At 68.2% G+C, this 12,543-nt stretch carries 5 protein-coding genes; 4 read left to right on the top strand and 1 reads right to left on the bottom strand.

The features are described from left to right. Positions 1-12 precede the first annotated feature (12 nt). The 4 genes from ACFWPJ_RS12135 to ACFWPJ_RS12120 all read left to right on the top strand — a co-directional run bounded on the left by ACFWPJ_RS12135 (position 13) and on the right by ACFWPJ_RS12120 (position 11,830). On the top strand, positions 13-9,729 hold the full coding sequence (locus tag ACFWPJ_RS12135) for an amino acid adenylation domain-containing protein (protein ID WP_378850020.1): 9,717 nt from the start codon (positions 13-15) through the stop codon (positions 9,727-9,729). Positions 9,730-10,026: 297 nt separating this feature from the next. Continuing rightward, entirely contained in the window at positions 10,027-10,443 is a 417-nt protein-coding gene (locus tag ACFWPJ_RS12130; RefSeq protein WP_378850018.1) for a DUF4189 domain-containing protein, read from the top strand. Positions 10,444-10,597: 154 nt separating this feature from the next. Then, a complete protein-coding gene (locus ACFWPJ_RS12125) occupies positions 10,598-11,146 on the top strand; it encodes an NADAR family protein (protein WP_378850017.1) in 549 nt (182 codons plus the stop codon). A 183-nt stretch (positions 11,147-11,329) separates the two neighbouring features. Continuing rightward, the gene (locus ACFWPJ_RS12120) at positions 11,330-11,830 is read left to right on the top strand and encodes a DUF4189 domain-containing protein (RefSeq protein WP_378850015.1); all 501 of its coding nucleotides are present in this window, start codon (positions 11,330-11,332) and stop codon (positions 11,828-11,830) included. A gap of 314 nt (positions 11,831-12,144) precedes the next feature. On the opposite strand, the gene ACFWPJ_RS12115 is transcribed toward ACFWPJ_RS12120, so the two are convergent. Continuing rightward, positions 12,145-12,543 (bottom strand): NAD(P)/FAD-dependent oxidoreductase (locus ACFWPJ_RS12115; protein WP_378850013.1); only part of this gene is annotated, 399 nt, incomplete at its 5' end.

Raw genomic sequence — 12,543 nt, 5'->3', positions numbered from 1 at the left:
GCGTTCAGCGATGTGGTTGCGCGCCACGAAAGTCTGCGCTCGGTGTTCGAGGAGGACGAGGGAGTCCCCTTCCAGCGGATCCTGCCCGCCGACACCGTGACATTGTCGCTACCGGTGACAACGGTGGCCCCCGAACGGATGGTCGACGCGATCGCGACGGAGGCGGGGTATCGGTTCGATCTGTCGGCCGAGATTCCGGTACGTGCGGCCCTGTTGCGACTAGCTCCCGACGACCACGTACTGATGCTTGTGCTCCATCACATCGCCGGCGACGGTGCCTCGATGGTCCCGTTGGTGCGCGACGTCATGACCGCATACGGTGCCCGGGCGGCGGGGGTGGAGCCGGCCTGGGATCCGTTGCCGGTGCAATACGCCGACTACACGCTGTGGCAGCGGGGGGTGCTCGGTGCGGAGGACGATCCGGAGAGCGTACTGTCGCGCCAGTTCGATTATTGGCGAGCCGAATTGGCGGACGCGCCGCAACAGCTCCGCTTGCCGACCGATCGGCCCCGGCCGCCGATCCAGTCCTTCCGGGGCGGGCTGGTCGAGTTCACCGTCGACGAGTGGCTGCGTGCGTCGGTCGATGCTCTCGCCCGGTCTCGCGGAGCGACCGCATCGATGGTGGTGCAGTCGGCACTGGCGGTGCTCCTGCACAAGCTCGGCGCCGGGAACGACATCACCATCGGTGGTCCGGTAGCCGGTCGCACCGATGAGGCGCTCGCCGACCTGGTCGGCTTCTTCGTCAACTCCTGGGTGCTGCGTGTCGATCTCTCCGGAATCGACGAGTTCACCGACGTTCTCGACCAGGTCAGGACGAAAGCGCTGGCCGCGTACGAGAATCAGGAAGCTCCCTTCGAGCGCCTCGTCGAGTTGCTCAACCCGGTTCGGTCCACTGCCCATCACGCGTTGTTCCAAGTCGCGATGGCGTTGCAGAACGTTCCCGTTCCGGTGCTGGACTATCCCGGGTTGCAGGTGACGGTGGAGCCGCTGACGGCGGGGGTCGCACGTTTCGACCTGTTCTTCAACCTGTCCGACCGCTCGGCGACATCGGGTGCACCGGGCGGGATGCGGGGAACGATCGAGTACGCCAGCGACCTGTTCGATCGCAAGACCGTGGAGCAGCTCGCGGCTCGCTTCGTGCGGGTACTCACCGCGATGGTGACCTCTCCGCACAGCCGGTTCGAGCTGGTGGACCTCCTCGAACCGAGTGAGCGTCTGCGGGTGTTGCGGGAATGGAACGGCACCGCGGCCGCCGTCCCGGACGCGACCGTACCGATGCTGTTCGCCGAACAGGCATCGGCCACCCCGGACGCCGTGGCGCTCAGGTTCGGTGCCGAACACTGGACGTTCCGCGAGCTCGCCGTTCGCGTGAACCGGTTGGCCCACCGGTTGATCGCCCAGGGTGTGGGCCCGGAGTCGGTCGTGGCGGTCGCCCTGGACCGGTCGGCGACGATGATCGTGGCAATGCTGGGGGTGTCGGCCGCCGGCGGCGCGTACCTGCCGATCGACCCCAACTATCCGGGCGAGCGCACGACATTCATCCTCGAGGACGCCGCTGTGCACCTGATGGTGACCGAGTCGGGCGTCGCCGGGCAACTGCCTTCCCATGCCTGCCCCGTCCTGCTGCTGGACACGAGCGCGGCCTCGGTCGACGACCCGGATGCGGCGGGGGACGCTACCGTCACCGATGCCGACCGGAGCATGCCCCTGAGGTCCGAACACCCGGCGTATCTCATCTACACCTCGGGTTCGACCGGTGTACCCAAGGGCGTGGTGATCACCCACCGCAACCTGGTCCATTTGGTCGCCCACGGCTGGCCGACGAACCGGCCTCGGCGGCGGATGTCGATGACGTCGTCGCCAGGGTTCGACGCATCCGTGTTCGAGATCTGGCCGGCCCTGCTCAACGGCATCGAACTCGTCGTCACCGAGCCCGGACCAGCAGATCCGGCGGGCATCGCGCACACGGTGCACGACCACGGCGTCACGTCGATGTTCGTGTCCACTCCGATGTTTCACCTGATGACCGATCCGGTCATCGCGCCGGACCGAGTGTGGGAGCAGGTCGATTGCGTCGTCACCGCCGGTGAGGCGCTGTCCCCGGTGGCCGTCGACCGTTTTCGCACCGCGCATCCGCACATCCTGGTGATCAACGCCTACGGACCTACCGAGACCACAGTCTGCGCCACCGCGCACACCGTTCCCACCACCGACGGCCAGGCCCGGACCACGGTGCCGATCGGGGTGCCCATCGACGGTGTGCGGGTGTACGTCCTCGACGCCGGTCTGCAACCGGTACCGGTCGGAGTACCCGGAGAGCTGTATATCGCCGGGGCCGGCGTCGGCCGCGGCTACCACGGCCGGCCGGCGATGACAGCGAGCCGGTTCGTCGCGTGCCCGTTCGGGGAAGCCGGGCAGCGAATGTATCGCTCGGGAGACCTCGTGACCTGGACGCCCTGCGGGCGCACCGAATCCGGGGAGGTGACGGCTGCACACCTCGACTTCGTCGGCCGCGTCGACGCACAGGTCAAGATCCGCGGATTCCGGGTCGAGCCCGGGGAGATCGAGGCGGTCCTGACCTCGCATCCCGCGGTCGCGCAGGCGGCGGTGATCGCGCGCCAGGTCCCCGGGGACACCGAGGGCAAGCAGCTGGTCGGGTACGTCGTGCTCGACCGCGAGCTGACCGTGCACGCGGACATCGATCGAGAATCGGCAGCGGTCGAGAGCTGGCAGGCGCTGTACGAGGACGTGTACTCGCAGGACACCGAACCCTTCGCGGCAGGAGAACCCCTCGCGGCGGACTTCAGTGGCTGGAACGCCAGCGACACCGGCGAACCGCTGCCCCACGACGAGATGCTGCAGTGGCGGGACGCGACCGTGCAGTCGATCCGCCGACTGCGGCCGCACCGGCTGCTCGAAATCGGTGTGGGCGGCGGGCTGCTGCTCGCCGAACTGGCCCCCGACTGCGACGAATACTGGGCCACCGATTTCGCCGCACCGACGATCGCGTCCCTTCGCACCAAGGTGGCCGGACAACCGTGGGCGGAGCGGGTACGGCTGCGGGTCCAACCCGCGCACGTGACCGAAGGGCTCCCCGAAGGCCACTTCGACACCGTCGTGATCAACTCGGTGGTGCAGTACTTCCCCGACGCCGCATACGTGCTCGACGTGGTCGGCAAGGCCCTGCGACTGCTCGCGCCCGGCGGGACGCTGTACCTCGGCGACGTCCGGAACCTGACATTGTTGCCGTACTTCACCGCCGGGGTGGAGCTCGTGCGGGCCGAAGGGACCGACACCGCCGCGAACGTGCGCGAGCGGGTACGCCGCGCCCTGCTCGCCGAGCGGGAACTGCTGCTCGCCCCCGAGTTCTTCATCGCCCTGCGGCAGCACCTGACCGGCATCACGGGCGTCGAGATCCAGCTCGGTCGGATGCGAGCGATCAACGAACTCAGTCGCTACCGCTATCAGGTGGTCCTGCACACCGCTCCGGTCCGCTCGCTCGCCGCGGCGCCGGCACAGCCATGGGCTCGGTTCGCGACCATGGAGGCACTGGTCGAGCACCTCCGGACAGACCGGCCGGACATGGTGCGTGTCACCGGAATACCGCACGCCGGGCTACGGCAAGCGGTCACGTCAGCCGACGCGCTCGCCGACGCCCCCGACGCGATGCCGGTGCGGAATCTGCTCGACGCGGCCCCAGCCGATGGCGGGTTCGCGCCATCCGACGCCGACCGCGTCGGAACGGAGTGCGGATACTCCGCCGCGGTGACCTGGTCGGACACACCCGACTCGATGGACGTCGTCTACGTCAGGCAAAACGGTGATCGTGGTCCCGCCGCCCTGACCGACGTGTACCTGCTTGCCGAACCGCTCGGTGCACTCGCCCGATACGTCAACGACCCCGGTGCCGGCGCACGTCTGGACGAGATCCGCCGCTTCGCGGAGGAGCGTCTGCCCGACTTCATGGTCCCCGCCGCGATCGTGCACATGGCCGCTCTTCCCCTGACGGTGCACGGGAAAGTCGATCACCGGGCCCTGCCCGCGCCGGAGTTCGCGGCCCCGAGCACGGGCTACCAGGCGCCGTCGACACCGACCGAGCAGACACTGGCCGCGATCTTCGGCGACGTGCTCGGCATCGGGAGCGTCGGGGTGCAGGATTCGTTCTTCGCGCTCGGCGGGGACTCGATCATGTCGATCCAGCTGGTCGCCCGGGCCAAATCGGCGGGATTGGTGTTCACGCCACGAGAGGTGTTCGAACACAAGACCGTGTCGGCGTTGGCCGCCGTGGCGGCCTCCGTCGCGCCGCGGCCCGGTCCGCTCGCGGAACTGCCCGGCGGCGGAATCGGCGACATCACCGCACTCCCGATCGTGCGATGGCTGCTCGAGCGTGGCGGTCGCTTCGACCGTTTCTCCCAGCCGGTGCTGCTGACCCTGCCTGCCGAAGCCGACGAGTCCACTCTGGTGGCCGCCTTGCAGGCCGTCGTGGATCGACACGACATGCTGCGCGCCAGGCTGCAGACCCAGCTGCCTTCGGAGGCCGATGAGTGCCTCCGAGCACGGCCGGTCGGGGCGGTGGACGCCGCTGAGCTGCTGCGCCGGATACCGGTCGACTCGGTATCCGGACCAGACTTCACCACCACGGCCAGGGCCGCTCTCGATGCTGCTGCCGGTCGGCTGGACCCCGCCTCCGGGGTCGTGCTGCAGGCGGTGTGGTTCGACGCGGGCACGACCGGCCGATTGTTGCTGGTAGCCCATCACTTGGTGATCGACGGTGTGTCCTGGCGCATCCTGGTGCCGGATCTCGCCATCGCCTGGGGCCGAATCATCGCCGGACTCGACCCCGAACTCGAACCCGAAGGCACGTCGATGCGTCGATGGGCACACGGATTGAACGAGGAAGCCCGCAGCGACACCCGGCGCGACGAACTTGCCCTGTGGCAGGAAATCCTCTCGGTCGACGAGCCCCCCTGGGGAGCGCGGCCCCTCGATCCGGCGACGGACGTCGGTGCCACCGTCGACACGATCACCGTCGACATGCCGACCGGCACCACAGCGACCCTGCTGACCACGCTGCCCGAGGCCGTCCACGGCGGGGTGGACAGCGGTCTGATCACCGCCCTCGGCATGGCGGTCCGCACGTGGCGCCGGGGTCTTGGCCACGACACCGACCAGGTTCTGATCGGGCTCGAAGGCCACGGTCGAGAAGAACAGGTGGTGCCCGGCGCCGACCTGTCCCGCACCGTCGGCTGGTTCACCAGCATGTACCCGGTGCGAGTGGATCTGTCCGGAATCGATGCCGACGAGGTGCTCGCTACCGGCGCGCGGACAGGGACAGCGATCGCGGCGGTCAAGGCGGTGAAGGAACAACTGCTCGCCGTACCGGACCACGGGATGGGCTACGGCTTGCTGCGCTATCTCAACGACGAGTTCCGGTCGGTGCTCGCCGCCCGCCCCGATCCGCAGATCGTCTTCAACTATCTCGGCCGGATCACCGCTACGCCGCCCGGAATCGCGCGCGAGTCCGGATGGCTACCGGTCACCGACGTCGATCTCGGTGGCGGTATCGACCCGGCTCAACCCGCGACCGCGGCGGTGGCCGTCAACGCCGTCGTCGTCGACACCGACGCCGGGCCGGTGTTGCGTACCTCGTTCGCGTTCCCAACGGGGGTGCTGGCCGCCGGTGAGGTGACCGAGCTGGCGGACCGATGGCGACAAGCCCTGACCGCGCTGGCCGACGGTGCCACCGCGCCCGGCGCGGGCGGACACACCCCGTCGGACCTGCCCTTGGTGGCGCTGACACAGCGGGCGATCGAGGAGCTGGAACGTCGGTATCCGGGACTCGAGGACATCTGGCCGTTGACGCCGCTGCAGAGCGGCCTGTTGTTCCATGCCCTGCAGGCCGGCTCGGTCGACGCCTACATGGTGCAGCTCACCTTGCATCTGCAGGGCCGGGTCGATGCGCGGCGGCTGCGGCGCGCGGCCGCGGCCGTGTCGCAGCGGCACCCGAACCTGCGTGCCGCCTTCGCGCTGCACGACGGCCATCCCGTGCAAATCGTCCAGCACGGGATCGAATTCCCGCTCCGCGAGATCGATCTGACGGGCGGCGAGGCCACCACCCGTGAGGCCGACCTGGATCGGATCCTGACCGAGGACCGGGCCGCTCGTTTCGACTCCGCCGTCGCGCCGCTGCTGCGGCTGACCCTGATCCGGCTGGCAGCCGACGAATTCCGGCTGGTGTTCACCAATCACCACATCCTGCTCGACGGCTGGTCGGCGCCGCTGCTGCTGAAGGAGATGCTCATCCTCTACGCCGGCGACAGCGACATGTCGGTGCTGCCGCGACCCCCCGCCTACCGGGACTATCTGAGCTGGCTCGCCGGCCAGGATGCCGCCGGCGCGAGCACGGCGTGGTCGCGCTATCTGGCCGGGCTCGACCGTCCGACGCTGCTCGTCCCGGGTGGGCGTGGTGAGCCGGTGGACGTCGTCTCCGAAGACATCTCGGTGACGCTCGGTGAAGACCGGAGCCGGCAACTCGAGACCTTCGCCCGCGCGCACGCGCTGACCCTGAACACTCTCGTGCAGGTCGCCTGGGGCATCGTGCTGGCCACACTCACCTCGCGGCGCGATGTGGTGTTCGGCAGTACCGTCTCCGGTCGGCAGGCGACGGTACCGGGCATCGAGGAGATGATCGGCCTGTTCATCAACACCGTGCCGGTGCGAGTCACCCTCGACCCGAACAAGACCCTCACCGAGTTGCTCGAGGGGGTCCGCGCCGAACAGTCCCAGTTACTGGACTACCACTACCTCGGACTGAGCGACATCCAGCAGGCCGCAGGCCAGGCCGCCGTCTTCGACACATTGACGGTGTTCGAGTCGTATCCGGTCGACCGGGACGCGTTGCGCCGAGCCATCGATATCGCGGGCATGCGCGTGACCGATGTGACCGGCCGCGACTCCGGTCACTACCCCCTGACGCTGATCGCGCAATGGGACGCCGGATTGCGCCTGCGGGCCAGCTACCGCCCCGACGTGTACGCGCGTGAGAGCGCCGAGCAGGTACTGACCCGGGTGGTCCGGGTGCTCGACGCCGTCATCGACGCACCCGAGATGCTGCTCGGACGGCTGAATCTGCTCGACGAGACCGAACACCGATACCTGGCTCCGGTCGTCAACTCCACCGTGGTCACGGAGACCGAGGCGACATGGACCGCGATGTTCGCCGACCAGGTGGCCCGCCATCGGCGCGAGGTCGCGGTCGTCGGGAACCGGGAACAGTTGACCTACGCGGAGTTCGGCGCCCGGATCAATCGGCTGGCGCGATGGTTGGTCGACCGAGGTGTCGGTCCCGACACGCCTGTGGTCGTGGCGATGCGCCGTTCCATCGACCAACTGGTGGCCATGCTCGCGATCATCCAGGCCGGCGGCGCCTACGTACCGATCGACCCCGATCTCCCGGCGGCACGCATCGGCCGCATTGTCGACACGGTCCAACCGGCGTGCGTGCTGACCTGCGCGGACACCGAATTCGCGGAAACCACGTCGGTGGTGCGCACCGACAAGCTCGACACTTCGGGCCTGGACGCCTCCCCGCTCACCGACGCCGACCGGCTCGCGCCGGTCCGGCCCGACAACATCGCGTACGTGATCTTCACCTCGGGTACCACGGGCGTGCCCAAGGGCGTGACGGTCACACACCGGGGCCTGGCATATCTGGCCGGGTGGTTGTCCGGTGTGGCCGACGCCCGCTCGCGGGTCCTGCATGGGATCTCGCCGAGTTTCGACCCGTCGCTGCTGGAGTTCTTCACCGCCTTCGGCGCGGGAGCGCGGCTGGTGGTGGCGCCACCCACGGTGAACGCAGGCCCCGAACTGGAAACGCTGCTTCTTGCCGAGCAGGTCACCCACCTGATCATCACCCCCGCGGTGCTGGCCACCCTCGATCCGGTCCGGCTGCACGATCTGGAGTTCGTGAATGTCGGGGGTGAGAGCCTTCCGCCGGCGCTCGTCGAGCAGTGGGCGAGCGGCAGGCGCATTCTCAACGGGTACGGCCCTACCGAGACCACTGTGTCGTCGAATATCAGCGATCCGCTGGCTGCGGGCGATCCGATCACGATCGGTGGCCCGATGCCGGGATTCTCCGAGGTGCTACTCGATGAACGACTGCAACCGGTACCGATCGGGGTGGTCGGCGAACTGTATGTCGCCGGTCCGGGATCGGCGCGCGGCTATCACCGGCAACCGGGAATGTCCGCGACCCGGTTCGTGGCCGATCCGTTCGGGGCGCCGGGCAGGCGGATGTACCGCACCGGAGATCTCATGCGGTGGACCGACAGGACCGGCCGACTCGACCTCGAATATGTCGGGCGGGCCGACTTCCAGGTCAAGGTGCGAGGGTTGCGCATCGAGCTGGAGGAGGTGGAGAAGACGCTGTTGCGGCATCCCGCGGTCGCCCAGGCGGTGGCGGTGGTCCGCGACGACGGAGGCGGCGACAGGCTCGTGGCCTACCTGGTGCCCGCGGCACACACCCACGTCGACACGGCCGAGGTGCAGCGATTCCTGACATCGGTGCTGCCGTCGTACATGGTGCCGAGAACAGTGACCGTGCTGGCGGCGATGCCGGTGACACCGACCGGGAAGGTCGATCGCGCGGCGCTACCGGTCCCGGCGCTGAGCCGGTCGCAGTACCGGGCCCCGCGAACCGACACCGAGCGGACCGTCGCGCAGGCCTTCGCCACGGTGCTCGATCTCGACCGAGTCGGGTGCGACGACAACTTCTTCGATCTCGGCGGCAACTCCCTGACTGCCATCAGCGTGGCATCCACGCTCCAGGCGGCGCTGATGCGCGAGGTCGCGCTGCCACTGATCTTCCTCAGTCCTACCCCCGCCGATCTGGCACGCCGCCTGGATGCCGGCGACGCGACGACGCCGACGTCCGCGGCACTCGACGTGCTGATCGCACTGCGCGCGGAAGGCAGTCGGACACCACTGTTCTGTATACATCCAGCGATCGGCATCTCCTGGGTGTACACCGGACTGCTGCAGTACCTGCCCGACCGGCCCGTGTACGGCCTGCAGTCACCCATCCTGTCCGGCGGTCCGGCCTACGCGTCTCAGCGGGCCCTCGCCGGCCGCTATGTCGAAGAACTGCGAGCCGTCCGTCCGCACGGCCCCTACCACCTGCTCGGCTGGTCACAGGGTGGCCTGATCGCGCACCACATGGCGGTTCAACTTCGCGCCGCGGGAGAGACCGTCGGCCTGGTCCTGCTGGACTACTACCCGATCCAGCGCGGCAGCAGGGACCTCACCGTCGAGGAGATGCTCGCCAGTCTGGGCATCGACCCCGGCGACACCACGGATACGACACTGTCCTCCGAAGACGCAGTCGCTCTGGTGAATCGCGCACTCGGTCACGAAACCGGGCTCACACCATTCGAACTCGACCGGATCCTGGAAGCCTATGCCGAGGTACACCGCAACGCCGCCGCGGAACTCGAGCTCGACGTCTTCGACGGCGACATGCTGTTCTTCGCCGCCGCGGACTCACTGGCCGAGTCCGACGAGGTGAGCCCCGAGTTGTGGCGCCAAGCCGTCGCAGGCGCGATCATCGAACACACCGTCGAGGGCGACCACCTGCACATGATGGCTCCCGAATCGGCCTCGATCATCGGTCCGCTACTGGCAGACCACCTCGAGCACGGAGATGAGCCAGTGCGAGGCGACGGTCAGACCTGATCGCCGTGCTCGCCGGGCTGTTCGCGGTGTTTCTCGGTGCGTGGTGAGAGGGCCGGTGGTGTATTCCGTTGCCGCTGTGTGATTCTCCTCCGAATGGTTGGCGGAATCGGATTGTTCGGCAATGATCCGGATGCTCCGGTCTCGGGGTGGCCTGCACGTCGAATGCCCGCTGATGCGCTGACGGTAGCGATGTGACATTCTCCCAACTGGTTGTCTCCTGTCGGAAGTTCCGTGATAATCCGAACGGTTCCGGAATTCCGGAACTGTTTCCAGAGGGAGATCTTTCGAATGAGTTTCATGGGTAAGGCCGGTTTTGCCGTTGCGGCGGTGGGCCTTGCGGTGGGTTCGGTGTTCGGTGCCGGTGCGGCACACGCGGCGAACCTGCACGGCGTGATCGCGTTCAGCGCTGACCAGTGGGGTTACGCGGTCAGCCTCAATGCGTCGCGCTACGACGATGCCTACAACGAGGCGATGGCGCTGTGTGACGCTGCGGATTGCGAGATCATGGTCGCGTGGACCGACGGCTGCGCCGCGATCGTGGAAAGCGACGGGGGCTTCGCCGCCGCGGTCGGCGCAACCTCGGCGGACGCGACTCGTGCGGCGCACGAGAAGCTCTCCGAGATCACCCCGACTGCCCTGCTGGCCAACGTCGGGTCGTCGCACCTCAGTGGTGCCAAGATCGTCGATGTCGTGTGCACGGCGAACGCCCGCTGACTCGGACTGGGTAGATCAGGGCCCGGATCCAAGTCAGGATCCGGGCCCGTCGCACGTTCTAGACCAGTCCCGGTTCGGTGACCGAGACGATCCAGGCGCCGACCATGGCAACTTGCCGGCATATAGTTCATGAGACTAAAACTGGGGAGGGATCATGACCGTCGACACCGTCGAGCAGTTGTGTCAGTCGATCGAGCAGGGCGCGGCGCCGAAGTACCTGCCGTTCTGGGGCCACACCCCGCGGCGGGACGGGACCATCGGCACGAGCTGCCTGAGTCAGTGGTGGCCCACGGTATTCGTCGTCGACGGCACCGAGTTCACGAGCGCCGAGCACTACATGATGTGGCGCAAAGCGCTGCTGTTCGACGACGAACGCATCGCGGCTCGCGTTCTCGAGGTGAAGCATCCGAGTGAGGCGAAGAAGCTCGGCAGGCAGATTCGCGGGTTCGACGAAACTGCCTGGGAGCAGGCTCGATTCGAGATCGTGGTCGCGGGCAATGTGGCCAAGTTCGGCCAGGACGCCGCGCTGCGGACCTACCTGCTCGGCACCGGCTCCCGCGTGCTCGTCGAGGCGAGCCCGGTGGATCGGATCTGGGGGATCGGGTTGGCCGCCGACGATCCACGCGCCGCCGACCCCGCGCAGTGGCGGGGTCTCAACCTGCTCGGCTTCGCGCTGATGCGGGCTCGGAGCATCTTGCGGTAGGCGATGGCCCCAAGTCTGTCGGTGGGGGTTGTTAGTCTGTGGCGGACGAACGGACCGGGAGGATTCGGGCGTCGCTACCGGCGAAATCAATTCGGGAAAGCTATTTCTCGATGGCGCCTGTGGCGGTTCATGATTGGTTCGGCTTCGACCGCGAAGCCGATATTTCGATGGGGAGATTCACTGATGTCTGTTGTGGGCAAATATGCCCTGGGTGTGGCCGCCATGTCCGCGGTGGCCGCGTTCACCGTCGTGAACGCCGGTTCGGCCGCCGCGGCCGAGAGCGGCGTGGCGATCGCCGAGGCGCCGGGTTACACCGCTGTCTCGCGTGATGGTGGCTTCCAGGCCGCCGCCGGTGATCTCTATGGCGCGCTGGCGCTGTCGTCGAAGGAAGCCGTGGTCGCTTCGGCGGTCAACTACGGCAGCTGGGCGGCGGCGAGCCAGGCCGCGCTGGCCGAGTGCGGTGTGTGGGACTGCCAGATCGTCGTCGAGTTCCGCAATGCCTGCGGCGCCGTCGCGCAGGGCGCCGACTACCGCTTCGGCTGGTCGTGGGATCACACCCTGGCCGCGGCCGAGCGGTCGGCGGTGGATGTGCTGGGGATCAGCGCCCCGCCGTTCCCGGATCCGGGTTCGGCGTCGCCGCGTGCGGCGAGCGTCATCCTGTCCGCCTGCACGGCGAACGTCTGACGAAAAGAGATAGGGGCACGGACCATTCGGACCGTGCCCTTGTCTCGTCTTCGGTATTCGAGTGTGTCAGCGGCGCAGCACTTTTCGTGCCAGCCAATTGCCGAAGAACTGCACACCCTGCACCCCGGCGACGACAAACGTCACGCCCACCAGACTGCTCGAAGACGTCCCATGCCTGGTCCTTGTCGGTGGTGCCGATCCGAACCACGGTGCCGGACTCGGCGTCGTCCGCACCGCACGCCGTGACGGTGAGGGCCGCGGAAGCTAGGCGGACCGGGATCGCCAGTACCCGACGGAATTTCACTGTGCGGACGTCAGTCGCGCAGGTATTCGTGGACCAGCATGACGGCCATCGAGCCCTCGCCGACCGCGGCCGCGACCCGGTGAGCGTTGAAGGCGCGCACGTCGCCCGCGGCGAAGACGCCAGGCACGGTGGTCTCGAGGTGCAGCGGCGGCCGGGTCAGCGGCCAGGGTGAGTCGGCGCCCGCGACGGTGGCGATGTCGGGTCCGGTGAGCAGGTAGCCGCGGTCGTCGCGGGCGAAGCCGGGGCCGAGCCAGGTAGTGGCTGGGTCGGCGCCGATGAAGGCGAACAGCCAGGTGGCGGGAACCTCTTCCGTCGCGCCGGTCCGCCGGTGGCGCAGGGTGAGGCGTTCGAGGTGGGTTCCGCCGGCGGCGCCGGCGACCGCGGTGCCCGGGCGGACGTTGATCTCCGG

The organism is Nocardia sp. NPDC058497, assembly GCF_042720195.1.
In the GTDB taxonomy this organism is placed as follows: Bacteria; Actinomycetota; Actinomycetes; order Mycobacteriales; family Mycobacteriaceae; genus Nocardia.
The sequence above is the reverse complement of the archived record's forward strand: the minus strand, read 5'-3'. Positions and strand labels throughout refer to the sequence as shown.

Bases quoted from the DNA above. Each gene is read 5' to 3' on its own strand.
- ACFWPJ_RS12125 (WP_378850017.1), top strand. From the start codon at position 10,598: ATGACCGTCGACACCGTCGAGCAGTTGTGTCAGTCGATCGAGCAGGGC.
- ACFWPJ_RS12130 (WP_378850018.1), top strand. From the start codon at position 10,027: ATGGGTAAGGCCGGTTTTGCCGTTGCGGCGGTGGGCCTTGCGGTGGGT.
- ACFWPJ_RS12120 (WP_378850015.1), top strand. From the start codon at position 11,330: ATGTCTGTTGTGGGCAAATATGCCCTGGGTGTGGCCGCCATGTCCGCG.